We start from the raw sequence: 26,039 nt of genomic DNA on the forward strand, positions 1-26,039 counted from the left end.
AGAGTAGTTAGGAAATTCTGGGGCCTGTTGGAATATGATTTCCCAAAAAATCATACTATTAAACAGGAATGCCGCATTTGCGCATCACTCATAAATCCGGCTGATGCATTCATGAACGATCATGATTGTTGCGGAACTGTCTTTTCGATTTTGTGCATCCAGTCTACGAGCGGACGAGCCCGTTCGGTGAAGTCGACAAGACGATCCGCCAGATCGGCACGGGTAATCGTTTCAGGGTCGATTTCCATCCGCACCGAGAAATGCCGATTGCGAATTGCTTCCAGCAAATCATCATCAGTGACGGCCTCGAAACCACGTGGCGTGCGTTTCAGCCGGTCGTAATCGCTGATTTTCAAACCGTTTTTCTTGAGTTTCGCGACCATGGCGCGGAATTCTTCCGGCTTCTCGGCAATGGCCGTACGTATAGCCAGAAGCAGCTCTTTTCTCGCTCCCCACCAAGCCACACAGGCGTAGCAGTCGCGAACACCCGGCAGGCCGATACAGACATAGAAGCAGCCGCTCTCGTCCCATTTTGTACCCGATTGCGACAGCAGCGCAGACAGGTGACGGTTATAGGGGGCCTTGTCCTTGGAAAACCGCGTATCGCGTTTGATACGGAACTGCGATTTCACCCGGTCGCCCTTGAACGGCAGACCGGCCTTTGCAAAACGACCTGTCAGTTCCTCGACAAGATCGCCAAGCGGTTCCTTCAATTGCTGCTCGAAAAGATCCTTGTTCTCGACGAACCATTCGCGATTCTGGTGAAAATCCAGAGCTTTCAGAAACGGGATCGCTTTTTCACCAAAACCGCTGAACGGGGCCATTATTCTTCTCCGACCAGTGTGAACCAGGCGTCTTCATCGATGACTTCGATACCCAACTCGGACGCCTTGGCGAGTTTGGAACCAGCGCCCGGTCCGGCCACCACAAGATCGGTCTTTTTCGAAACCGATCCAGCCGTCTTTGCCCCATAGCGCTCGGCCATGGCTTTCGCCTCATCGCGCGACATACGTTCCAGACTGCCGGTAAATACCACCGTCTTGCCTTCGACCGGCGAACCGGTGGCAACACGTGCTTCCTCGTCAAGCGGCGTCACTTCGGCGAGAAGAGCCGCCAACACTTGCACGTTATGCGGCTCCGCATAAAAATCCACGACTGCCTCTGCAACGATGGAACCGATGCCCTCAACCGCAATCAATTCCTGCCAGGCGTCGTTACCCTTGTCGGTGCGGTCGCCTTCTTTTGGCGGAACCGCTTCCAGAGCCGCTTTTTCAAAGGCGGTATAAGACAGATAGGCGCGCGCAAAGCGCTTGGCATTCACCTCACCAACATGACGGATACCAAGGCCGAACAGAAAGCGATGCAGGGCAATCTCGCGCCGATCATTGATCGCATCATAAAGCTTCTTCACGGAAGTCGCGCCGAAACCTTCAATGTTCTCCAGTTTCTTGAGAGGCGAATCCGCCTGTCGCTTTTGCAGCGTGAAGATATCGGCAGGCGATTTGATCTTCAGGCTGTCATCTTCTGCATGGAAGAAGAACTCGACCTGCTTCTCGCCAAGGCCTTCAATATCGAACGCATTGCGCGATACGAAATGACGAATGCGCTCGACCGCCTGCGCAGCACAGGTCAGGCCGCCGGTGCAACGATAGACCGCCTCGCCCTCTTCACGCACAGCATGGCTGTGACAGACCGGGCATTCATGCGGGAACACAAACGGCGTTGCATCGGCTTTGCGCTTCTCCAGCACGACATCGACAATCTGCGGGATCACATCACCTGCGCGCTGCACGATTACCGTATCGCCGACGCGAATATCATGCTCATCAGCACGAATACGCTCACCCTTGAGGCCGATACCCTTGATATAGTCCTCGTTGTGCAGCGTCGCATTGGTCACGACCACGCCACCGACAGTGATCGGCTCCAGCCGCGCCACTGGCGTCAGCGCGCCGGTGCGCCCGACCTGAATGTCGATGCCGCGCAAGATCGTCGTAGCCTGTTCTGCCGGAAACTTGTGCGCAATGGCCCATCGTGGGCTGCGCGAGCGGAAACCGAGCCGCGTCTGCAGATCGAGCCGATCAACCTTATAGACGACACCGTCAATGTCGTAGTCGAGCTGAGCGCGCTCAAGGCCAATGGCACGGTAATGCGCAAGCAATTCATCTGCACCGTGAAGCCGCTTCGTCAGCGGATTGACCGGGAAACCCCATTCGCGAAAAACCTCGACCATACCCGTCTGCGTATCGGCAGGCATGTCCGACATCTCACCCCAGGCATAGGCAAAGAATTTCAGCTTGCGGCTCGCCGTCACCTTGGCATCGAGCTGGCGCAGGGAACCTGCTGCCGTGTTGCGCGGGTTCACATAGGTCTGCTTGCCTTCAGCGGCCATCTGTTCGTTGAGCGCGAGGAAGTCACTTTTAGCCATATAGACCTCACCGCGTACTTCAACGACGGAAGGCGCTCCAGCCGGAAGCCGGTTCGGAATTTCGGCAATGGTGCGGATATTCGCCGTCACATTCTCGCCGGTCGTGCCGTCACCACGCGTCGCACCGCTAACCAGAATTCCATTCTCATAGCGGATCGACATGGAAAGCCCGTCGATCTTCGGTTCAGCGGTAAATGCGATGGAATTATCCGGCAGATGCCCCAGAAAGCGATAGACACTGCCCACGAAATCGCGGACGTCATCGTCTGAAAACGCATTGCCGAGCGAAAGCATCGGGCGTGCATGAACAACCTGCGCAAATTTGGAAACAGGTGCTGTACCAACACGCAAGGACGGGCTGTCTGTCCGCACCAGATGCGGGAAGCGCGCTTCAATCGCATCGTTACGCCGCTTCAGCGCATCATACTCGGCATCCGAAATCTCTGGCCGGTCATTGGCATGATAGAGCTCATCATGATGCGCAATTTCACGCGCCAGCCGTTCCAGTTCTGAAGCGGCTTCAGGTTCAGTCAGTTTTTCGACGGGAGTATCGGTCATAAGCGGAGCAAAACCTGCTGATTCAATTTTGCTCAACATAACCAAGAAATGGCATCGCGCCTACACCGGCCCGACATTACGAACATGCATATCCCCTGACAGCGTCATGTCAGGAGACGAGCGCACTATCTCTTTGTTTGTACGCATTATCCGACGCATCGAAGCGGGATCAGAAATCAGTCCAGTGGACTGATTTCCCCGCGTAGGCGCTTCGCACTTTTGCTGGAAATGCTCAATTCTCAGCCAGCAGGCGTTCTGCTGCTGCGCGCGCTTCGTCGGTAATGCTGGCACCGGCCAGCATGCGGGCAATCTCTTCCTGCCGCTCATCCACCCCGATGGAACGGATCGAGGTAGACATACGGTCTTCATTGGTCGCAGACTTGGCAATCAGGAAATGCGTGGAAGCACGCGCTGCCACCTGCGGCGCATGTGTGACCGAAAGCACCTGTACGCGACCAGAAAGCCGTGCAAGGCGCTGCCCGATGGCATCTGCCACCGCACCGCCCACGCCGGTATCGATTTCATCGAATACGAGCGTCGGAGCAGAACCGCGATCCGCAAGCGCCACCTTCAGTGCCAACAGGAAACGTGAAAGCTCGCCACCCGAGGCGACCTTCATCATCGGCCCGGCCCGTGTGCCCGGATTGGTGCGCACCCAGTACTCGACAGTATCGATGCCTTCAGCCGCCCGTGCTTGCGCGTCGGTCGTCATCTCGACAATGAATTCGGCGCGCTCAAGCTTCAGCGCCGGCAATTCGGTCATTACTGCAACCTTTAGATGCTCTGCTGTTTCCTTACGCAAACTGGAAAGCTTGGCCGCCGCCGTGTCATAGGCCACCCGCATTTCGGCCGCCTGACTTTCAAGCTGGATCAGCTTTTCTGCTCCGGCATCCAGATCGGCAAGATCAGCATCCATCTTGTCACGCAGCGCAGGCAATCCCTCTACTGCGACAGAATATTTGCGTGCGGCGGCGCGCAAAGCAAAAAGCCGCTCCTCAACCTGTTCCAGCACGCGCGGATCGAAATCGATTTCGCGCATGGCATGATCTATACCGTCCTGCGCGAGAGCCAGACTGTTGAGCGCCTCGTCAATTGCCTTGCAAACCGGCTCCAGCAGATGCGGCGCTTCCGGGATCTTGCGCTCCAGACGACGCACAAGGCTTGCCAGAGACGGCACAGGTGATCCCTGCCCCGACAGTAACTCACCGGCTTCGTTCACATCACCCGCGATCTTTTCGGATTTCATCATGATCGCGCGGCGCTCGGCGAGCTCTTCTTCCTCGCCGGGCTGCGGATCCAGCTTGGTCAGTTCTTCAACTGAAGACCGCAGGTAATCGCCTTCACGCTCGGCCTGCTCGACGCGGGCACGATGCTTGGCAAGTGCTGTTTCCGCATCGCGCCAAGCCTTGTGACGCTCGCGAACCACTGCGGCCTCTGGCTCGAGACCGCCAAAAGCATCCAGCAATGTACGGTGAAGATCGGTATCGATCAGCGCGCGGTCGTCATGCTGGCCATGGATTTCCACCAGCCTGCGTCCGAGATCACGAAGAAGCGCGACGCTCGCCGCCTGATCGTTGATGAAGACGCGCGTGCGACCATCACCCATCTGCAGGCGACGCAGAATGATGTCGCCATCATCGTCAAAACCGTTGTCACGCAGAAAAATCCGAGCCGGATGCGCGCCCGGCACATCGAACACTGCAGTCACCTGCCCTTGATCGGCACCATGACGCACCAACGAGGCGTCGCCACGTGCGCCAAGTGCCAGTGAAAGCGAATCAAGCAAAATAGACTTGCCCGCCCCGGTTTCACCGGTAAGTACGGACAAGCCTGTTTTGAACTCGATGTCGAGCCTTTCAATCAGAACAATATCGCGGATCGACAGGTGCGACAGCATGTGAGAATCAGCTTATGAGCCGCCGCCGGTGATGAGCGACGAAGCCTTGGCCAGCCACGAATTACCGTTTTCGCGTGGCTCAAGACCACCGCTCTGCAGAAGCTTGTAGCTGTCCTTGTACCACGGACTGTCCGGATAGTTCTTGCCGAGAACCGAAGCGGCCATCTGGGCTTCCGACGTCAAGCCAAGCGCATAGTAGGCTTCGACGAGACGAGCCAGTGCTTCTTCCACCTGACGGGTATTGGAATATTCCTCCACAACGCCGCGGAAGCGCTTGATAGAGGCAAGGTATTCCTTGCGTTCCAGATAATAGCGGCCAACCTGCATTTCCTTGCCAGCGAGCTGGTCGCGGGCGAAGCGGATCTTGGCCTTGGCATCATCCGTATATTCGGAATCCGGGAAACGATCGACCACTTCCTGCATCGCAGCGATTGCGCGACGGCTTGCAGCCTGATCGCGGGTCACGTCCGGAATCTGGCGGAAGTAGGAAAGACCGATGATGTAATAGGCATAGGCCGATTCAGGCGAAGTCGGGTAAAGCGTGTTGTAACGCTTCGCCATCGAGATCGCTTCTTCGTAATTGCCCTTGCGGTAGTTGGTGAAGGCAGCCATCACGAGCGACTTGCGTGCCCATTCCGTGTAGGGATGCTGGCGATCGACGGCGGCGAACTTCTTCGCAGCTTCATCAAGGCGACCTGCGTCCAGATTGGCGAGACCTTCATTGTAGGTTTTGTCGGCAGGATCAATCGTCTCGACATACTTGGTGAGATCGATGTCGTCGTCCTTGCTGGCACAACCGGCGAGCGGGATAAGAACGGCGATAGCGCCAGTCAGCAGCGCGGTTTTCGTCACACCCTTGAATTTGAAACTCGTCATGCGGTCTCCGGCCTTCTGACAGCGTCATTCCTGTTTGGAGTTGCGTGCTTCTAGCACTGCACGGCAGCTCCATCCATACAAATCATTCAGCTTCAGCGAATGTACGAACATAGCTGACGCTGTTTTGGCCGTCCATAAACCACATGCAGGCGAAATCGGCAATCGTCTAGTGGTCTGAATCCGCCGGACGGCGTATCGAAACGCGTAACCAGTGTGAATTGGCCCCGGTATTGGCTACCCGTATGGGTAGTTGCTCCCCGATCAATCCACCGTAGAACGGCGCACCGACTCAATTGTGAGGTGAACCGGCGAACACGGCTCAATTAAGGCCATGCGCCGATACATACTATTTCTTGGCTAAATTTAGAGCGCCCATGGAGCCGCTATATTCGGCTTCACAGCAACGAAATCCGATGCTCTCGAGTTCTGGCGAACACCGGAAGCCTCGACAATATCGAACGCCGTCTTGTCCGACAGCAGCGCCTTCACCGTTTCCGCATTCAGCCTGTGACCACTGCGGTAGGAACGGAAACAGCCGATGAACGGCAGACCGGCAAGTGCCAGATCGCCGACGGCATCGAGCGTCTTGTGACGAACGAATTCGTCCTTGAAACGCAGCCCGCCCGGATTGATGACAGAATTGTCGTCACCAATGACAAGCGAATTGTCGAGCGACGAGCCAAGCGCATGGCCGGAAGCCCAGAGGCGTTCCACATCCTTCATGAAACCGAAAGTCCGCGCGGTGGAAAGCTCCTTGCGGAAGGTCGCTTCGTCCACATCGTCTGCAAACTTCTGCCGACCGATCAGCGGGCATTCGAAGTCGATCTCAACTTCAAACCGCGTACCGGCGAAGGGGCGGAATTCACCCCAGGAACCGCCAGCTTCGACGCGGACCGTTTTCAGAATGCGAATAAAGCGTCGTTTTGCTTCCTGTGTGACAACACCCGCCTCATCGAAAGCTTCGATAAAACGCGCAGAAGTACCGTCGAGAATGGGAACTTCAGGACCGTCGATTTCAACGACAAGGTTATCAATGCCCAGTGCGGCGACCGCCGCCATCAGGTGCTCAACCGTGTCGATCTTGGATTCTTTCGGTCCGAGCGACGTGCAGAGGTCAGTGGCGCCAATCTGTGAAACATGGGCCCGTACTTCCGGCGCCTTTCCCTTCAGATCTGAACGCTGGAATACGATTCCCGTATCGGCATCGGCCGGGAAAAACGTCGCCGAAGCTGGAGCTCCGCCATGAACGCCGACGCCCGAAAGCGTAACCGCACGACCAATTGTCTTTTGATAAGCGCTCAAGAGAGTTCCAATCTGCTGAATAAAATGAATACAGGCCGTTTAAACGGAATTTCAACACAGCCCATTTCGCAATTCTTTGCGTCTATATGGATAGATATAGCTAAAATTGCGACAGGAAATACAGAGGGTTCACCAACTCGTGCTGCCCGGACCATACTCCGTTACAATTAAAATAATAATTTGCGTGACTTGAAGAAAATCACGCTTTCTTACGAATGTTTTGATTTTGTTTACTGAAACGAAAAAGCCGCGGGGGTTACCCGCGGCTTTCCTATTCACTCACCGAAATGGCTCAGTTCGACTGACGGCGCAGGAAGGCCGGGATTTCGAGCTGATCTTCTTCCGAAGCTGCGCGCGGCTGCGGACGACCCTGATCATCAAGCTGGCCGCGACGCGGTGCGTAGATGGACGTGTCCTGCTGCGGAGCGCGACGTTCAGCCGGACGCATGCCAGGTTCACGATGCTGAGCCGGTTCCAGACGGGCTGCAGGCTGATCTTCCTCACGACGCGACAGACCATGAGTCAGGCGCTTCAGGAGGCTCATCGGGCCGCGCGGCTCTTCCTGTGCAGGCTGCTGCGGAGCACGACGGGCATTGATTTCAGCCTGTGCAACCGGCGGAAAATCCGAAACGGCAGGCATGCGCGGAGCAGGACGCGGTTCACGAACCGGCTGTTCATGCATCTGCGGCTGCTGGTAGGCCTGTGGCTGTGCTGCCTGATGACCTGCCGGTGCCTGCGGCATCGGTGCACGGGCAACCGGAGCGCGTTCGAAGGACTCCGGTGCCGGAGCCTGGAAAATGCGGCTCTGCGGACGGAATTCCGGCTCAGCAGAAGCTGCAGGAGCTGCTGGTGCGGCTGGAATTTCAGCTTCGGCAGACTGGATCGCCTGGGCAATCGGATCGACCTGACGCGGCTGTTCAACAACTGGAGGACGAAGTGCGCCATGCGGAGCCATTGGCTTCGCCTGTGCAGTCTGCTTTACCGGCTGGCGAAATTCCAGCGGCGCAGGCGCCGCGTCTCCTAACTGCTTATCGATACCGGTAGCGACGACAGAAACGCGGATGACGCCTTCGAGGCCTTCGTCGAAGGTTGCGCCAAGGATGATATTCGCATCCGGATCGACTTCTTCGCGAATACGCGTAGCAGCTTCGTCGACTTCGAACAGGGTCATGTCGCGACCACCGGTGATCGAGATCAGGAGGCCCTTCGCGCCGCGCATCGAGGTTTCGTCAAGCAGCGGGTTAGCGATTGCAGCTTCGGCAGCAGCCATTGCACGGCCTTCGCCGGAAGCTTCGCCCGTACCCATCATAGCCTTGCCCATTTCGCGCATCACCGAACGAACGTCGGCGAAGTCGAGATTGATGAGGCCTTCCTTGACCATCAGGTCGGTGATGCAGGCAACGCCCGAATAAAGCACCTGGTCAGCCATTGCGAAAGCATCGGCGAAGGTGGTCTTGTCGTTGGCGATGCGGAAGAGGTTCTGGTTCGGAATGACGATAAGCGTATCGACGTTCTTCTGCAGTTCTTCGATGCCGAGATCGGCAGTCTTCATGCGGCGGGCGCCTTCGAAATGGAAAGGCTTGGTCACGACGCCAACGGTGAGGATGCCCCGTTCACGGGCAGCGCGCGCCACGACCGGAGCAGCGCCGGTGCCGGTGCCGCCGCCCATGCCGGCGGTCACGAAGCACATATGCGTGCCATTCAGGTGATCGACGATTTCGTCGATGCACTCTTCAGCAGCCGCACGGCCAACTTCTGGCTGGGAACCAGCACCAAGACCCTCTGTAACGGCAGCGCCGAGCTGGATCATGCGTTCGGACTTCGACATCGTCAAAGCCTGAGCGTCGGTGTTGGCCACGACAAAATCCACGCCGCGCAGACCGGCATTGATCATGTTGTTGACCGCATTGCCGCCGCCGCCGCCGACACCGAATACGGTGATGCGGGGCTTCAGCTCGGTGATATCCGGCTTTTGCAGATTGATAGTCATAGGTCCTTGTTCCTCTTAAGCCTTACCACCGCTTCGCCGCCGCGGTGTGGATTGGTTGTTACCCAGATGGTCACGCCCCAATAATTCAACACGCTATTTCAACAGCTTACACAATACTTACTACTCAGAAACTCTCTTTCAGCCATTGGCTGACACGTTGAATGCGCCCACCCGTACCGGTCATGAGACCGGAGGAAGCCGCTTTCACCGACCGCTCTTCTATCCCGGCCACCTGCGGGTAAATCAGAAGTCCAACGGTCGCGGCAAAAGCTGCCCCCTTAGCCGCCTCAGGCAATCCCGCTATTCCTAGAGGACGCCCGATTCGTACATTTCTTGCAAGGATTCGCCTGGCTGCCTCTGGCATTCCTGGCAGCTGGCTAGCGCCGCCGGTCAGAACCACACGCTTGCCGACAATATGTCCAAGACCTGACTGGTTAAGCCTGTCGCGCACCAGTTCCAGTGTCTCTTCCACTCTTGCACGGATAATCCGCGTCAGCACCGAGCGCGGATATTGATTGGGTACATCACGCTCATCGTCGCCGATGGGCGGAACGGAAATGAGATCGCGGTCATCGGCAGCGCTCGGCAGAGCGGAGCCATACATGACCTTCAGACGTTCGGCATCTTCCATCCGGGTGGAAAAGCCGCGAGCCACATCCATCGTCACGTGATTGCCGCCAATGGCCACTGCATCGGCGTGAATAAACTTGCCTTCGGAGAAGACGGAGATCGTCGTCGTGCCGCCGCCCATATCGATGCAGGCCGCGCCCATTTCAGCTTCGTCGCCGACCAGAGCGGCAAGACCGCTGGCATAAGGCGTTGCAACGATGGCTTCCACCGACAAATGGCAGCGATTGATGCAAAGCTCCAGATTGCGCAGTGGCGCTGCGTCGGCCGTCAGCACATGCATATCGACGCCGAGGCTATCGCCCAACATGCCGAGCGGATCGCGAATACCGCGTTCACCATCGAGCGTGTAGCCAACCGGCAGCGAATGAACGAGGTGACGCTCGGCTGCAAGCGCCTGCTTGGCACCGGCAGCCAGAACACGACGAATATCGGTCTGCTCGACTTCATGGCCGCCCAGATTGACGCTGGCCGTGAAGGTTTCGCTCTTGAGGCGACCGGCTGAAATATTGACGATCAGGCTATCGACGGTAAGACCAGCCATGCGCTCAGCTGCATCGACCGCAAGGCGGATCGACTGCTCTGCCGCATCCAGATCAATGATGACGCCCGACTTGACGCCGCGCGAACGCTGATGGCCGATGCCCAGTACTTCCATACGGTGCGTGCGGCCTGGCAGCAGTGCGCCGCCTTCATGCGGACGCAACCGTGCGATAACGCAGGAAACCTTGCTCGATCCGACATCCAGAACCGTTAACAGGCGCACCTTGCGCCCTGCAGTTCCGCCTTGTGATGATCCCTTGCCGCCCAGAATACTCATACGCGCTTCCCCGTGCGGGATAGTTCTTTTTTACGCTCTGCCAGAAACTTCTGGCGCTGCTCCATGCCACTTGCAGTCAATTGAACAGTCACGCGATCATCCAGACGAAGATCGACCGCAGCGATATCGCGCGAAAGAAGATGCTGGTCCTGATCGAGCTTCTCGACCTGCGCGAGCGCCTTCAGCGGATCGGTTTCCGGCAGCATGATGCGCACGCCATTATCCAGAAGCAGGTCCCAGCGACGGTCGCCGACACGGATGTAGGCGCGAACCTTTCCGGCCAGACCCGGATAGGCAGCGATTTCATCAACGAAGCCCTTGACCTTCTTTTCCGCGCCATCGCCCACGACGAGCGGCAACGAATTGTAACGGCCCGGACGGAACGGAACGATGGTATCCCCGGCGGCGTCGATCAGCGCCAGATCCTTGTCGTTTTGCCAGATGGCGAACGCCTTGCGTTCATGCAACGAGACAAGAACCGTACCAGGATAAACCTTGCGAACTTCTGCGCTTTCAACCCATGGCAGCTTGTCGATGGATTGGCGCGCTTCTTCAGCGCTCAGACCGACGAGAGATGTCTCGCCATCAAGATCGAGCTGACCCAGAATATCTATATCGGACGTCTCGTTGTTGCCGACGACCTTTATATCCTCAATTGCGAAACCGAGTGTGGAAGCAGTCGCCTTGACCACCTCCGGCGTGTGACCGCCAACCGCCATGCCATAAAGGCCGGTAGCACCAAGGAAACCCAGCATGCCGACAGTGCCTGCATGGCGCGGAATATTTACATTGCCTTGGAAAAGGCGAGCAGCAAAGCGAAACGGCTTGCGCAGGAAACGCGGCAGGACAAAAGCAGCACCCGTCGCCCCCGATGCATCCCGCATCGAGCCCGAGCGCCCATATCCGTCCGATTTTCCGTTCAACGCAAACAAGACGCGTCCTCCACCATCCAACTCAACAATTCACCGAAAGAGATACCAGCCGCTTTGGCGATATCAGGCACGAGCGAGGTAGGAGTCATCCCCGGCTGGGTATTGATTTCCAGCCAGATAACTTCGCCATCATCAGAGAAACGATCGTCGAAACGGAAGTCTGACCGGCTTACGCCCCGACACCCGATTGCCCGATGCGCCGTAAGGGCCATTGTTTGTATTTTTTGGTAAATATTTGGTAAAATTTTTGCCGGACACACGTGAGATGACGCGCCTGCAACATATTTTGAATCATAATCGTAGAACTGATGGCCTACCGGAATGATCTCACACACGTCCATGACGCGATCACCCATCACGGCACAGGTCAATTCCCGGCCGGGAATGTATTTTTCGACCAGAACCTCGGCACCGTAGTTCCACTCAGCCGAACTGATGATTTGCGGCGGATGCGCCTGATCTTCCTTGACGATCACGACGCCAAAGCTCGAACCTTCGCGAACCGGCTTGACCACGTAAGGCGGCTCCATCGGATGCTCAGTGCCGATCTCAAAACGGTTGAGCAGAAGCGAGGAAGCAACAGCAACACCGGCAGCAGCCGCAACCTTCTTGGCGCGGTCCTTGTCCATGGCGAGCGCCGATGCGAGCACGCCCGAATGCGTGTAGGGAATCTGGAGATACTCGAGAACGCCCTGAATAGCGCCATCCTCACCGAAAGGGCCATGCAGCGCATTGAACGCAACGTCAGGCTTCAGTTCGGCAAGAACGCTGGCAACATTGCGATCCACATCAATACGCGTCACGCGATAGCCGCGCTCTTCAAGGGTCGCAGCGCAAGCCGCTCCAGAGGACAAACTGACCGGGCGCTCCGAAGAGAAACCGCCCATCAAAACGGCGACGTGCTTTCCCGTCATGTTAGCATCCCCTCTGCGCAATCCCCTGCGCATCAATTAAACAGAATCCAAGCAACCCAGCAGCGAAGGCCGCAGGCACCCGCGGCAGGAAAATCCTGCCGAATCAAATCACTGTGTGGTTAACCCTAAAGAATCAGAGGATTGATTCCGTGACAAGACCCTATAGAAAGGGACGAACCTTACGCGTCGCTTGTGAAGGCAAAAAAGCCCGGAATATCAGGTAGAAAATCCGGGCAACTTTTTTATCAAAATTTTCCAAGAAACTCTTCTACCGCCTCGCCCTCGCGGAACAAACCGAGACGTTTGATTTCCCAATGAAGGCGAATACCCGAATTTTCAAAAACTCTGGCGCGAACCGTTTCGCCCAAAGTCTCCAGATCGAGCCCCGTTGCGGTGCCTGTATTGATCATAAAATTGCAGTGCATTTCGGACATCTGCGCGCCGCCGACGCGCAAACCGCGGCAACCTGCCTTGTCGATTTCCTTCCAGGCCGATGTGCCTTCCGGATTCTTGAAGGTCGAGCCACCTGTTTTTTCGCGTACAGGCTGCACCGTCTCGCGATGATGCTGCACCTCGTCCATGGCTTGTTTGATCGCTTCATGCTTGCCGGGAGTTCCCTCGAACAAGACAGAGGTAAAAATCAGATCCGGCGATGCTGAGGAATGCCGATAGGCGTAGCCCATATCCGCATTGGAAAGCACATGCACATCGCCCTTGCGATCAAGGGCGCGAACCTCCACGACGCGCTCGCGCGTTTCCACGCCGTTGGCGCCTGCATTCATGCGCAAAGCCCCGCCCATGCCGCCGGGTATGCCATGGTAGAAGTGGAAGCCAGCCAGCCCCGCTTCCAGCGCCGCTGCGGCCACGCGCTTGTCAGGCGTCGCCGCGCCTGCCCGCAGCTGCGTCTCAGAAACCTGATCGACTTCGCCGAAGCCTTTTGCGGAAAGCCGCACGACAAAGCCTGGAACACCGCCATCGCGCACGAGCAGATTGGAGCCGATGCCAACCACGAGAATCGGTATCTCTTCCGGCACAGCCTTCAGAAACGAGGAGAGGTCTTCTTCATCGGCAGGCTGAAACAGAACCTGTGCCGGTCCGCCAGCGCGGAACCAGGTGATCTTGTCCATACCAGCATCGGGCGTCAGCCGACCACGCAAGCCCGACAATTTGCCGTCGAGCTTCTTCAGAAGCGTCTCGCCGCTTTCCATCTTACTTCTTACCCTGTTCAGCCAGTTCTTTCGGCAGCGCATATGCCCACTGCGTAATATTGCCTGCGCCGAGGCAGACCACGAAGTCGCCCGGCTCCGCTATCGAAGCAACCAACGGTGCCAGTGCTTCTGGCCCGCTGGCATAGCGTGCATCGCGATGACCTGCGGTTTTGATGCGCGATACGAGCGCCTCGGAATTGACGCCTTCGATAGGGTCTTCGCCAGCCGTATAGACCGGCGCCACGATAACCGTATCGGCATCGTTGAAACATGCCGCGAATTCATCAAACAGGCTTGCCAGACGCGTATAGCGGTGCGGCTGCACAATGGCGACCACACGACCTTTTGTGGCTTCACGTGCAGCTTTCAGCACGGCGCGGATTTCAACCGGGTGATGGCCGTAATCGTCGAATATCTCTACGCCGTTCCACGTGCCCGTATGGGTAAAGCGACGTTTCACACCGCCGAACGAACCAAGGCCACGACGAATATCGTCGGCCACGATACCCAGCTCATGCGCAACGGCGATTGCCGCCGTCGCATTGGATACGTTGTGCTGCCCCGGCATCGGCAGACGCAGATCCTTGATCTCGGTTGCCTCGCCCTTGCGCGAACGGATCACGACATCGAACAGACTCGCAGCACCATCCATGCGGTGATTGACAAAACGCACATCAGCCTGCGGGTTTTGGCCATAAGTCACAATGCGGCGGTCTTCGATCCGGCTCACCAGAGCCTGCACTTCCGGATGGTCAAGGCACATCACGCCAAAGCCATAGAACGGAACATTCTCGACAAACTGCGCGAAAGCCGCACGCACGGCATCGAAATTGCCGTAATGGTCGAGATGTTCCGGATCGATATTGGTGACGACCGCGATATCGGCTGGCAGTTTGAGGAACGTGCCGTCGCTTTCGTCGGCTTCCACCACCATCCAGTCACCATCGCCCATACGGGCATTGGTACCGTAAGCATTGATGATACCGCCATTGATGACGGTCGGATCAAGATGCCCGGCATCGAGCAATGCGGCGACCATTGAGGTCGTGGTGGTCTTACCATGCGTACCGCCAATCGCAACCGCATGACGGAAGCGCATCAACTCGGCCAGCATTTCGGCGCGGCGCACGATAGGCAGCAGCTTTTCGCGTGCAGCAACCAGCTCGGGATTGTTTTTCTTGATCGCCGTCGAAACGACAACAACTTCGGCATCACCGATATTTTCAGCCTTGTGGCCGACAAAGACCTCAATGCCTTTTTCACGCAGGCGCTGCACATTGGCGCTGTCGGACTGGTCAGAGCCCTGTACCTTGTAGCCGAGATTATGCAGCACTTCGGCAATACCGCTCATGCCGATGCCGCCAATTCCGATGAAATGGACAAGCCCGATATTCAGCGGCATTTTCATGGCCGAGTTCCTTCTTTGAATTCCTGAACAGATTTACCTGCTGCAATAGCCTCTGCCAGATCAGCAAGCAACTGCGCTGCATCCGGCTTACCAACGCTTTTTGCAGCTTTTGCTTGTACTTCGAGGCGCTGTGGCTCATTCATCGCAGCCTGGAGTATCTCGGCAAGGCGTTCTGGCGACAATTCCGACTGGCGAACAACCTCGCCACCGCCGACAGCCGCGAGCGCTGCTGCATTCGCTGCCTGATCATGATCGAGCGCGTGCGGAAACGGCACCAACATCGCCGGACGACCGATCACGGTGATCTCAGAAACGGTCGAAGCACCGGACCGCGAAATCACGAACTGAGCATCCGCCATGCGTGCTGGCATATCGTTGAAAAACGGCGCAACGTCAGCGGGAACACCAAGTTTCTTGTAAGCTTCGCGTACAGCGGCTTCGTCTTCCTTGCGGGCCTGCTGGGTGATCAGCAGCCGCGCTCGGTCGTTCTCTGGCAGCAAAGCCACGGCAGCGGGAATGGCAGTCGAAAAGAACTGAGCGCCCTGGCTACCGCCAAAAACCAGCAGGCGGAAACGTTCATCCGCCTTGACCGGCTTGTAGGGCGTTCCGGCTGCAGTCAGAACTGGTGGACGCACCGGATTGCCGGTCGTAGCCGTCTTTTCGGCATGGGCCCCACCGGTCTCGGGCAGGAAACCACCGGCAATTGCTTTCACGCGACCTGCAAGGCCCTTATTGGCGCGACCCATGACGGCATTCTGCTCGTGCACCATCGTCGGGATGTTCATGTTGCTCGCGGCATAGAGCGGCGGCAGCGTCGGATAGCCACCAAAGCCCGCAACGAGTTTGGGCTTCAGCCTGCGGAACAATTTACGGGAATCGAGATTGCCCTGCCATAGTGACCAGAACGTCTTCAGGAGCGCTATCGGGTTGCGGCCTGCAATTGTTGCCGAACGAATGACATGAACATGATCTTCCGCGAAGGCACCCGCGAAACGCTGCGCGCGCGCATCGGTCGCCAGATGGACGTCCCAACCACGCGCCTTCAGTTCATGCGCCAGCGCTTCCGCCGGAAAAAGATGACCGCCCGTTCCACCGGCGGCCAGTACGATTACGCCTTTTACCATCAGCCCCTCACAGCGCAGGAATGCGTTTGCCCATATCGACACCGCTACCGACCGTATGGGTCATGCGGGCTTCCGGACGGCGGCGCGTCAGAGCCAGAAGGATGCCCATCGTGATGGCGATGGCAATGAGCGAGGAACCGCCATAGGAGATGAACGGCAGGGTCATTCCCTTTGCAGGCATGAGATGCAGGTTCACAGCCATGTTGATGATCGACTGGAAGCCGAACAGAATGACAATCCCCGAGACAGCCAGACGGGTGAACGGATCACGCTCGCGCAACGCAATCGAAAGGCCGCGCACGACGATGAATGCGAAAAGCAGCATGATGATCATGCACAGAACGATGCCGTATTCTTCTGCCGCAACCGAGAAAATGAAATCGGTATGGCTGTCCGGGATGATGCGCTTGATGGTACCTTCGCCCGGACCTTGTCCGAACCAGCCGCCGCGCAGGATTGCTTCGCGTCCGGCATCGACCTGGAACGTGTCGCCCTCGCCTGTCATGAACCGGTTGATACGCCCGGCCACGTGATCGAACATGAAATAGGCTGAAACGCCGCCGCAAACAGCAAGACCACCCAGGACCAGAATCCAGAACATCGGCAGACCGGCGAGGAAGAACATGGCACCCCATGTGCCTGTGGTCAGCATTGTCTGGCCAAGGTCAGGCTGGAGGACGAGCAAAGCAGCAACGGTGCCGAACAGCAGCATGGCAAGAAAATTGCCGGGCATTTCGCCACCGCGTTCACGCTCCGAGAACAGCCAGGCGCAAACCACCACGAATGCAGGCTTCATGAATTCTGACGGCTGGATAGAGATCCCTGCCAGATTGACCCAGCGCCGCGCACCTTTCACTTCGATACCGAAGAACAGTGCGGCAACCATCAATACAAGCGAAATGCCGAGCAGGATCAAAGCAAATCGCCTGATCTGGCGCGGCGACAGAAACGACACGCCGATCATGACGCCAACTGCCGGCAGCATGAAGAAAATCTGGCGCTCGACAAAGTGGAACCCGTCGAGCCCGATACGCTGGGCCACGGCAGGACTTGCGGCGAATGACAGCAGAATGCCAAGCCCCATTAGAGCAAGACATGCAGCGAGGAAGAAGCGGTCTATTGTCCACCACCAATTGGCGACAGGACCGCGATCGACACGGCTTACCATCAGCTTTTCCCTCCTATCGGCTCGACGCCCGGAAGCGCCAGAACAGCGCTGCGGAATGCATCGCCGCGTTTTTCAAAATTCTGGAACTGATCGAAGCTCGCGCAAGCGGGCGACAACAGCACAACCGGTTCGGGAGCCGCATCGTTACCGGCATCGCGAGCCGCATGTTCGACGGCAACTGCAAGCGTGTCAGAAATCTCAAATGGCGCCCCATCGCCAAGCGTTGCCGCAAACTGCGCTGCGGCTTCGCCGATCAGATAGGCCTTGGCAATTCGCGGGAAGAACCCGGCCAGCGAGGTAATCCCGCCAGCTTTCGGCACACCACCTGCAATCCAGTAGATGTTCTGCGGGAAGGAGGACAACGCCGGAGCCGTTGCTTCCGCATTGGTTGCCTTGGAATCGTTGACGAACAGGACTTTCCCGCGATGCCCAACCTGCTCCATGCGGTGGGCCAGACCGGGAAAGCTCTTCAATCCCGCATCGATTTCTTCAAGGCTTAAGCCCACTGACAGGCAGGCGACGACAGCCGCAAGCGCGTTCTGCGCATTGTGCGCACCGCGCAGCGAACCGATACCTTCCAGGGAAGCGATTTCGTCAATTTCCCCGTCCTGCGACCAGAGCAGCTTTGCGCCGTCAGCGAAATAGCCTTTGCCAAGGTGCCTTTCCTTGGAAATTCGCACGACGTGTACACCATCGCGATAAAGCCGGTCCGCAATGGCTTCGCAATAATCATCATCAACGCCGACAATTGCCGTGTCGCTCGCCGCCACCAGACGTTCCTTGATCGCGGCATAGTTTTCCATTGAGCCATGACGGTCGAGATGATCCGGTGTCAGATTGAGCAGAATGCCCGCCGTCGGGTTCAGCGATGGCGCCAAATCGATCTGATAGGATGAACATTCGACCACATAGAAGCGATTTGCCTGCGGCGGCTCCAGCGTCAGGATTGCGGTGCCGATATTGCCGCCAAGCTGCATATCCCGACCGGAAGCCTTGATGATATGGGCGATCAAAGCGGTCGTCGTCGATTTGCCGTTGGTGCCGGTGATGGCGATGAACGGGCAATCGGGAGCAATGTGATTGCGCTCGTGGACAAACAGCTCCACATCACCGATGATTTCGACACCTGCGGCATGAGCCAGATCGACAGTCCAGTGTGGCTTTGGATGGGTCAGCGGAACGCCCGGCGAAAGCACGAAAGCCGCAAATTGCGTCCAGTCAGCCTGCCGCAAATCGCCTGTGGCAATGCCCGCGCTCTGGGCACGGGCAACGCTGTCGGGATTGTCATCCCAGGCAATGATCTTTGCGCCGCCCGCGAGAATGGCCTTGGCGGTCGCGATACCCGACCCGCCCAGTCCGAAAAGGGCGACTGTCTTATCCTTGAGGGCGGTGATCGGGATCATTCGATATGCCTGTTATCTGAGCTTCAGGGTGGAAAGGCCGATCATCGCGAGAATGATCGCAACGATCCAGAAGCGGATCACGACCTGGCTCTCGGTCCAGCCCTTCTTTTCGAAATGGTGGTGAATAGGCGCCATGAGGAAGACACGCTTGCCGGTCAGCTTGAAGGAGCCAACCTGAATGATGACGGAAAGCGCTTCGACGACGAACAGACCACCGATGATGGCGAGAACGATTTCATGCTTCGTTGCAACCGCAACAGTGCCCAGCATACCACCCAGCGCCAACGAACCCGTATCGCCCATGAAGATAGCGGCGGGAGGCGCATTGAACCACAGGAAGCCGAGGCCCGCGCCGATAACAGCGCCAAGAACCACAGCAAGTTCACCTGTGCCCGGCACGAAATGAATCTGCAGATAGTCGGCGAAGATCGCGTTGCCGGAAAGATAGGCAATGAAGCCGAAAGACGCTGCGGCCACCATGACCGGTACGATTGCAAGCCCGTCGAGACCATCTGTCAGGTTTACGGCATTGCCTGCGCCCACCATGACGAAGGCTGCAAACGGAATGAAGAACCAGCTCAGATTGACGACGAACTGCTTGGCAAACGGGAATGTCAGCGACGACGAGAACGGCTCCTGCCCTGCCCGCATGATGACGAACGCGGCAATAGCGGCGATCAGGAATTCGATGCCAAGACGCGCCTTGCCGGAAAAACCCTTGTCGGACTGCTTCGTCACCTTGAGATAATCATCATAGAAGCCGATGGCGCCGAAACCCACCGTAACCAGCAGAACGACCCAGACATAGACGCTGGCCAGATTGGCCCAGAGCAGGCATGACACAAGAATGCCGGTCATGATCATGAGGCCGCCCATGGTGGGTGTACCGGCCTTCTTGAAATGGGTCTGCGGACCGTCAGCGCGGATCGGCTGGCCTTTCCCCTGACGCACCCGAAGCGAGTTGATGATCGACGGGCCGAACAGGAACACGATCAGCGCCGATGTAATCATCGCGCCGCCGGTGCGGAAGGTAATGTAGCGGAACACATTGAGCGGTGTCATATGTTCGGCGAAGAAGGTGAGAAGCATCAACATGTAGAGAAAAATCCCTCAAATACCGCTTACTCCGCGGGTTCCACCGGCGGAAACTGGCTAATCAACGTCTTGACGATTTTGGAAAAGCCGATCCCCTTCGACGATTTCACCATGATGACATCGCCCGGACGGACCGCCTTGATCACCAGCGGCAACAATTCGTCGGTGCTTTGCCTGTACTCGGTCTGAATTTCAACCGGCAAGGCATTTTTCAGCGCCGACATGTCCGGTCCACCGATAAAAAGCGTATTCACTTCAGCATCCACGATCGGGCGCGCGAGATCGGCATGAAGTTTGCCCGACTGACGGCCAAGCTCCAGCATGTCGCCTAAAACCGCGATGCGACGGCCACGCGAACCTTCCGGTGTGGTCGAATGCAACAGCGACAGGGCTGCGCGCATCGAGGTCGGATTGGCGTTGTAGCTCTCGTCGATCAGCGTGAAGGTTCCTTCAGGATGCTGAAGCACATGGCGCGCACCACGACCGCCTTCTGCAGAAAGCGTCGCCATGGCCATCATCACCTTGGCGATATCAGCTCCGACCAGATCAGCGGCCCCAAGAACGGCGAGCATGTTCTGCACAATATGACGGCCCGGCATACCAACCTTCACGGCTGCTTCATGCGTTCCGATTTTGACCGTCATGCAGGAGCAGGTTGGGTGCAGCTTCACTTCGCGCAGACGATAGTCGGACCGGGCGTTCTCGCCGAATGTGGCAATGTGTTCGACACCGGCCTTTTCGGCCAGTTCTTCCAGCTGTTTGAAGCGCTTGTCATCACGATTGAGAAGCGCATAGCCGCCTGGAACTATGCCTTCGAAAATCTCCGCCTTAGCAACGGCGATTTCTTCCAGATTGGCGAAATGACCAAGATGTGCCGGTGCAATCAGCGTGATCAGCGCCACATGCGGGCGCACCATCTTCACCAGCGGACGAATTTCATCGTGATGGTTCATGCCGATTTCGAAAACGCCGTAATCCGTATCGGCAGGCATGCGCGCAAGCGTCAGCGGCACACCCCAATGATTGTTGAACGACGCCACAGAAGCATGGACCTTGCCGACTTCCGAAAGAACGTGACGCAGGGCTTCCTTGGTCGTCGTCTTGCCAACCGAACCAGTCACCGCGATGATCTGCGCCTTCGAGCGTGCCCGCGAGGCAATGCCAAGCTTGGTCAGGGCCTCAAGCACATCCTCGACCACGATCATCGGTACTTTGGAATTGCCGAATGCGGGCAGACGATGCTCGGCCACCACAAGAAGACCCGCACCAGCGGCCATGGCGCTGGTTACGAAATCATGCCCGTCGAACTGTTCGCCCTTGATGGCGAAAAAAGCCTCGCCCGGTTTCAGCGAACGGCTGTCGATTGAGATGCCGGTTATGCCGCCGGGAAGGTTGCCAAAGGGCCTGCCTTCCATGGCTTCAACCATATCGTTGGATGTCCAGAGCCAGTCACTCATTCCGAGCGCTCCTCAAGGCGGGCAGCAAGTGCTGCTGCAACTTCCGCATGATCAGAGAACGGCAAGGTAATGCTGCCGACAATCTGGCCCTCTTCATGCCCCTTGCCTGCAACGACCAGCGTATCGCCCGCCTGCATCATGGATACAGCGGTAAAGATAGCCTCTCGACGATCACCAATTTCGGTTGCGCCCGGCGCTGCTGCCATGATTTCCGAGCGGATTTGGGCTGGAACCTCCGAGCGCGGATTGTCGTCCGTGACGATTGCCACATCCGCCAGTCGCGAGGCGATTTCGCCCATGATCGGACGCTTTCCCTTGTCGCGGTCGCCGCCGCAACCGAAGACCACAATCACCCGGCCCGTCGTGAACGGACGCACCGAAGTCAGAACATTTTCCAACGCCTCAGGCTTGTGGGCGTAATCGACATAGGCCGGAGCGCCATCTTCCGTCGCACCGACGAGATCGAGCCGTCCCGGCGCACCTTTGAGGAGCGCCAAGGCACGCATTGCAGCCGCAGCCGGAACGCCCGTAACCATGGCAAGCCCTGCAGCAACCAGCGCATTTGCGACCTGAAAATCTCCGGCGAGCGGCAGTTCGATCTCAAAAATCTCGTCGCCGATGCGCACTTCGACATGCTGGCGGAAACGCTCGTGCTCGACCCGCTTGAGAGCAATGAAATTGCCTTTTCGTCCGACCGTCTTCACGTCGCATCCAGCAAGCGTCGCCGCCTCGATGGCCTGCGCCGAGAAATGATCGTCGGAGAAGATGATGGCTGGCGCACCCTTCGGCAAAAGCGTGTTGAAGAGACGCATCTTCGCGCCAAGATATTCCTCGATGGTCGCGTGATAATCCATATGGTCACGACCGAGATTGGTAAACGCACCGGCAGCGAGCTTGACACCATCAAGACGACGCTGATCAAGGCCATGCGATGAGGCTTCCATGGCCGCATGGGTCACGCCTTCATCGGCAAGCTCTGCCAGAACACGATGCAACTCCACCGGATCGGGTGTTGTCAGCGAATTATAGTCGCTGCGCGTCGGCGAAAACACGCCGGTCGTGCCGATATTCGCCGCCGGAAAACCGGCATAGGCCCAAATCTGCCGGGTAAAGGACGCGACGGAAGTCTTGCCGCTGGTGCCTGTAACTGCAACCATAACTTGTGGCTGCTTGCCATAGAACTGCGCCGCAGCAACTGCCAATGCAAGGCGGGGATCATCGACATGAAGAACCGGGACGCCTGCGTCAGCGACAGCCGTATCCTTGCCTGCGATGATGGCGCTGGCGCCGCGCTTGACGGCATCGACGACAAAAGCCGCACCGTCTGCTTTCACGCCTTTCAACGCTGCGAAAAGAAAACCGCGTTCGACCTTGCGGGAGTCCGACGTGACGCCGGTGATCTCCACCTCACCGGCATCGCCGGAGGCCAGTTCCTTAAAGAGAGCGATTTCCTTCAGTTTCATGGTCATACCAAATCCAGATTCAGTTGTGCGCGTTTCGCTGCAAGGGCTGCTTTATGCGAATCAGTCGTATTCGTTGGAAACCATTGCTGGCGGCACTTCCTGTTGAAAATCAGGCTTGCCGCTTAAATTGCTAACCATTGCTGGCTGGGCTTCGAGTTGGAAATCGGGCTTCACGCCGAGGAACGATGCAGATCGGCGGATGATCTCCGAAACCATCGGTGCTGCGTTGAGACCTGCGGTTGCGCTGAACTTGCCTTCTTCCGGCTTCGGTTCGTCGATGATGGTCAGCACGACATAGGTCGGATCATCCATCGGAAATGACGCCAGAAACGCGTTGAAACGCACGTCCTTCGAGTAGCGGCCATGCACAACCTTTTCCGCCGTGCCGGTCTTGCCGCCGACGCGGTAGCCCGGAACAGTGGCCCGCTTGCCGGAGCCGCCCTGAGCGGTCGCGTTGAGGCGATAGAGGTAACGCATATCCGCAGAAACCTGTGGATGAATGACCTGCTTGGCCACCTGATCAGCCTGAGCCTGCGTGCGCATCAGGAAAGTCGGCTCCATCAGCTTGCCGCCATTCATCAGTGCAGCCGCACCGACCGCCGTCTGCAACGGCGTCGTCATCATGCCGTGGCCGAACGAAATCGTCATCGAGTGGACCTTCTTCCACACACGCGGCTCAACGGGACGCGCCACTTCCGGCAACTCCGTCTGCATGCGGTCGAGAAGGCCGATCTTCTTCAGGAATGCGCGATGGCCTTCAATGCCGACGGCATCCGCCTCGCGGCCCGAACCGATATTGGACGAGAAGATGAAGACTTCCGGCAGCGTCAGCCAGCGGCCCTTGCCGTGGAAGTCACGGATCGTCTGGCGACCGAACACCAGCGGACGGCTGGCATCGAGTTTCGACTGCAGGTTGAACTTACCGGAATCGAGCGCCATTGCCGTGGTAAAGCTCTTGATGGTCGAACCCATTTCATAGGTGCCTGCCGACATGCGGTTCAGGCGGTCCTTGTCCAGAGCATGGACCGGGTTGTTCGGATCAAAATCCGGCACCGATGCCATGGCGATCACTTCGCCGGTCTTGACGTTCAGCACCACAGCACCGGCAGCAATTGCCCGGTAGCGTTCCATGGCCTTGACGAGTACGTCACGCATGATGTGCTGCACACGAATATCGATCGAGAGGCGCACCGGCTCCAGCGACTGTCCGGTTGCGAGCCCCACGGAACGCAGATCGGTCAGCCCCTGACTGTCGATATATTTCTCCATGCCCGCAATGCCCTGATTGTCGACATTGACGAGACCGAGGATATGCGACGCGGTCGGGCCACCCGGATAGAAGCGGCGCTTTTCCGTACGGAAGCCGATGCCCGGCACGCCGAGCGCCATGATCTGGCTCTGCTGGCGGGGCGTCAGTCCTCGCTTGATCCAGACGAAACCGGCACCACTTTTCAAACGCTTATATGTCGCTTCCCAATCAAGATCGGGCAGCACCGTCGACAGCATTTCGATGGTTTCGTCGGGATCTACGATCTTGCGCGGCTCTGCATAGAGCGAAGCCGTCTTGATGTCGGTCGCGAGGATTTCGCCGTTGCGGTCGAGAATATCCGGGCGTGACGCGAGCTGGTGAACCGCCGGACCTGCATTATCCTCATTTTCGCCGCCGATGACACCGAAATAAATGAGCTTGCCGCCCATCACACCATAGATGCCGACAAAACAGGCGATGGCCATCCAGAGACGATTGCGCGCGCGGTTGCCATGCTTTTTGCGCGAGCCGACAAACGCCATGTTGCCGGCCAGCTTTTCATCGCCAACCGGCTCGACACCGTCATCTGCCTGCATATTCTTTTTTTTGAAAAGTCTCAGCCGCATGATCAGTGCCTCGCCCCGCTTTTCTTGACGCTACCGGTCGTGATGGCATCCTTTTCAAGCACGCCACTTGCAAGCAGTTCATCGCTGCCGGAGATGATCTTCTGGATATCGTCAACCGGACGTTCCGGAATTTCGTGGACACCCAGCACAAGCTGTTCGGCTTCGATCGGCTGGAGGTTGAGTTCCTTTTCGTAGACACCAACGAGACTTTGCAGGCGGCCAGGCTGGGTCATCAATGCCCAGTCGGCGCGCAGGAGCGTGATCGTGTCCTTCTCGGAGTCGATCTGTCGCTTCAGCTTGGCGATCACCGCGATCTGCTTTTCCGCGTCATATTTGATCGTGTAGGTGACGGTCGCCGCCACCAGCATCGCCGCTATCATGATGATGTCGAAAGTACGCAGCACTCGTTCAACTCCGGGCCAGTTCGTTCGTCTCGGGCAGTTTGGGCAGTCCGAAAAGCGATAAATCGTCTTCCAGTGGCGGATTTTCCGTCCTTATTCCAGCGCGCAGCTTCGCCGAGCGCGCACGTGGATTTCGTTCTTCTTCCTCTGCGGTCGGGCCAACAGCGCCCTTGACCGCAGGTGTAAAGCTCGGCAGACGGACATGTGTTTCCGGCAGATGACGCGATCCGGCACTACCGCCAGCGCGGTCAGCGAAATAGCGCTTCACCATGCGGTCTTCGAGCGAATGGAAGGTCACGACAACCAGCCGACCGCCCGGTTTCAGGATACGTTCGGCAGCAAGCAACGCCCGCGCCAGTTCGCCCAACTCGTCATTCACATAGACCCGCAACGCCTGAAACACCCGCGTCGCCGGATGGATGCGATCCTTCGGATTGCGTCCCACCAGCGTTTCGATGGCATTGGCAAGATCGAGCGTACGTGTGAAAGGCTGTGCGGTCCGGCGTTTGTCGATCATGCGTGCAATGCGGCCTGCATGGCGCTCTTCGCCCAGAAAATTGAAGATGCGGGCAAGATCACCGGTCTTGAGACGGTTCACCACATCGGCAGCGCTTGGTCCTTTTTTCGACATGCGCATGTCGAGCGGACCATCTTTCTGGAAGGAAAAGCCGCGCTCGGCCTCATCGATCTGCATCGACGATACGCCAATATCGAGCACAACGCCGTCCACCTTGCTGCCTGCTCCCTTAACCTTCGAGACTGCTTCATCAAGAGCAGAGAACCGGGACTCGACCAGATCGAGCCGGTCCGGAAACTGCTTTTCCATCGCCCGCCCGGCTTCGATTGCGGTCGGATCGCGGTCAATCGCGATCACGTCCGCTCCCGCTTCCAGTATGCGACGCGTATACCCGCCAGCACCGAATGTCCCATCGACAATCACTGCGCCAGATACAGGCTTCAGGGCGTCGATCACTTCGGCGATCAGCACCGGAACGTGACGGACTTCAGCCCCTTCGGCTTGAGATTTGTCTCCGCCGAGGCTTGCCATCATTCCGATCCTTTCCCGGGTACTTGGCCCGTTTTAAAGCGTCTC

At 57.6% G+C, this 26,039-nt stretch carries 20 protein-coding genes; all 20 read right to left on the minus strand.

Annotated features, from left to right (window positions below):
* Positions 1 to 119: 119 nt before the first annotated feature.
* The 20 genes from LJ361_RS17530 to rsmH all read right to left on the minus strand — a co-directional run bounded on the left by LJ361_RS17530 (position 120) and on the right by rsmH (position 25,997).
* The gene (locus LJ361_RS17530; protein ID WP_010659740.1) at positions 120 to 824 is read right to left on the minus strand and encodes a DUF2461 domain-containing protein; all 705 of its coding nucleotides are present in this window, start codon (positions 822 to 824) and stop codon (positions 120 to 122) included.
* The gene (ligA, locus tag LJ361_RS17535) at positions 824 to 2,986 is read right to left on the minus strand and encodes an NAD-dependent DNA ligase LigA (protein WP_010659739.1); all 2,163 of its coding nucleotides are present in this window, start codon (positions 2,984 to 2,986) and stop codon (positions 824 to 826) included. Before ligA ends, LJ361_RS17530 begins: the two co-directional genes overlap by 1 nt.
* Before the next feature lie 232 nt (positions 2,987 to 3,218).
* Positions 3,219 to 4,883 (minus strand): DNA repair protein RecN, encoded by a 1,665-nt coding sequence (gene recN, locus LJ361_RS17540; protein ID WP_010659738.1) that lies wholly within the window; start codon positions 4,881 to 4,883, stop codon positions 3,219 to 3,221.
* A gap of 12 nt (positions 4,884 to 4,895) precedes the next feature.
* Entirely contained in the window at positions 4,896 to 5,759 is an 864-nt protein-coding gene (locus LJ361_RS17545; RefSeq protein ID WP_010659737.1) for an outer membrane protein assembly factor BamD, read from the minus strand.
* Positions 5,760 to 6,122: 363 nt separating this feature from the next.
* Positions 6,123 to 7,061 (minus strand): UDP-3-O-acyl-N-acetylglucosamine deacetylase, encoded by a 939-nt coding sequence (gene lpxC / locus LJ361_RS17550; RefSeq protein ID WP_010659736.1) that lies wholly within the window; start codon positions 7,059 to 7,061, stop codon positions 6,123 to 6,125.
* Between the two features lie 292 nt (positions 7,062 to 7,353).
* Complete coding sequence (gene ftsZ, locus LJ361_RS17555) at positions 7,354 to 9,051, minus strand: cell division protein FtsZ (protein WP_010659735.1); 1,698 nt, start codon at positions 9,049 to 9,051, stop codon at positions 7,354 to 7,356.
* Positions 9,052 to 9,175: 124 nt separating this feature from the next.
* Positions 9,176 to 10,498, minus strand: coding sequence for a cell division protein FtsA (gene ftsA, locus LJ361_RS17560; RefSeq protein ID WP_010659734.1), 1,323 nt, complete (start codon positions 10,496 to 10,498; stop codon positions 9,176 to 9,178).
* Positions 10,495 to 11,430, minus strand: a complete 936-nt coding sequence (locus tag LJ361_RS17565) for a cell division protein FtsQ/DivIB (protein ID WP_010659733.1) — start codon at positions 11,428 to 11,430, stop codon at positions 10,495 to 10,497. Before LJ361_RS17565 ends, ftsA begins: the two co-directional genes overlap by 4 nt.
* Positions 11,418 to 12,344, minus strand: a complete 927-nt coding sequence (locus LJ361_RS17570; RefSeq protein ID WP_264812071.1) for a D-alanine--D-alanine ligase — start codon at positions 12,342 to 12,344, stop codon at positions 11,418 to 11,420. Before LJ361_RS17570 ends, LJ361_RS17565 begins: the two co-directional genes overlap by 13 nt.
* 245 nt (positions 12,345 to 12,589) lie before the next feature.
* On the minus strand, positions 12,590 to 13,552 hold the full coding sequence (gene murB / locus LJ361_RS17575) for a UDP-N-acetylmuramate dehydrogenase (protein WP_010659731.1): 963 nt from the start codon (positions 13,550 to 13,552) through the stop codon (positions 12,590 to 12,592).
* 1 nt (position 13,553) lies between these two features.
* Positions 13,554 to 14,960, minus strand: coding sequence for a UDP-N-acetylmuramate--L-alanine ligase (murC, locus tag LJ361_RS17580; RefSeq protein ID WP_010659730.1), 1,407 nt, complete (start codon positions 14,958 to 14,960; stop codon positions 13,554 to 13,556).
* The gene (gene murG, locus LJ361_RS17585) at positions 14,957 to 16,084 is read right to left on the minus strand and encodes an undecaprenyldiphospho-muramoylpentapeptide beta-N-acetylglucosaminyltransferase (RefSeq protein WP_010659729.1); all 1,128 of its coding nucleotides are present in this window, start codon (positions 16,082 to 16,084) and stop codon (positions 14,957 to 14,959) included. Before murG ends, murC begins: the two co-directional genes overlap by 4 nt.
* Positions 16,085 to 16,091: 7 nt before the next feature.
* Complete coding sequence (ftsW, locus tag LJ361_RS17590; RefSeq protein WP_010659728.1) at positions 16,092 to 17,252, minus strand: putative lipid II flippase FtsW; 1,161 nt, start codon at positions 17,250 to 17,252, stop codon at positions 16,092 to 16,094.
* Positions 17,252 to 18,655 carry a UDP-N-acetylmuramoyl-L-alanine--D-glutamate ligase gene (murD, locus tag LJ361_RS17595; RefSeq protein ID WP_010659727.1) on the minus strand — a complete coding sequence of 468 codons (1,404 nt, stop codon included), beginning with the start codon at positions 18,653 to 18,655 and terminating at the stop codon, positions 17,252 to 17,254. Before murD ends, ftsW begins: the two co-directional genes overlap by 1 nt.
* 12 nt (positions 18,656 to 18,667) lie before the next feature.
* Positions 18,668 to 19,750 carry a phospho-N-acetylmuramoyl-pentapeptide-transferase gene (gene mraY, locus LJ361_RS17600; protein ID WP_010659726.1) on the minus strand — a complete coding sequence of 361 codons (1,083 nt, stop codon included), beginning with the start codon at positions 19,748 to 19,750 and terminating at the stop codon, positions 18,668 to 18,670.
* 26 nt (positions 19,751 to 19,776) lie between these two features.
* Positions 19,777 to 21,207, minus strand: a complete 1,431-nt coding sequence (locus LJ361_RS17605; RefSeq protein ID WP_010659725.1) for a UDP-N-acetylmuramoylalanyl-D-glutamyl-2,6-diaminopimelate--D-alanyl-D-alanine ligase — start codon at positions 21,205 to 21,207, stop codon at positions 19,777 to 19,779.
* Positions 21,204 to 22,676 carry a UDP-N-acetylmuramoyl-L-alanyl-D-glutamate--2,6-diaminopimelate ligase gene (locus tag LJ361_RS17610; protein ID WP_010659724.1) on the minus strand — a complete coding sequence of 491 codons (1,473 nt, stop codon included), beginning with the start codon at positions 22,674 to 22,676 and terminating at the stop codon, positions 21,204 to 21,206. The genes LJ361_RS17605 and LJ361_RS17610 overlap by 4 nt, the downstream gene beginning before the upstream one ends.
* 54 nt (positions 22,677 to 22,730) lie before the next feature.
* Positions 22,731 to 24,545: a peptidoglycan D,D-transpeptidase FtsI family protein gene (locus LJ361_RS17615; RefSeq protein WP_010659723.1), complete on the minus strand. Its 1,815-nt coding sequence runs from the start codon at positions 24,543 to 24,545 to the stop codon at positions 22,731 to 22,733.
* A gap of 2 nt (positions 24,546 to 24,547) precedes the next feature.
* Positions 24,548 to 24,949, minus strand: a complete 402-nt coding sequence (locus LJ361_RS17620) for a hypothetical protein (protein WP_010659722.1) — start codon at positions 24,947 to 24,949, stop codon at positions 24,548 to 24,550.
* Between the two features lie 4 nt (positions 24,950 to 24,953).
* On the minus strand, positions 24,954 to 25,997 hold the full coding sequence (gene rsmH, locus LJ361_RS17625; RefSeq protein ID WP_029376071.1) for a 16S rRNA (cytosine(1402)-N(4))-methyltransferase RsmH: 1,044 nt from the start codon (positions 25,995 to 25,997) through the stop codon (positions 24,954 to 24,956).
* Positions 25,998 to 26,039: the final 42 nt, after the last annotated feature.

This window comes from Brucella sp. JSBI001 (genome assembly GCF_026014005.1).
Classification (GTDB): Bacteria; Pseudomonadota; Alphaproteobacteria; order Rhizobiales; family Rhizobiaceae; genus Brucella; species Brucella anthropi.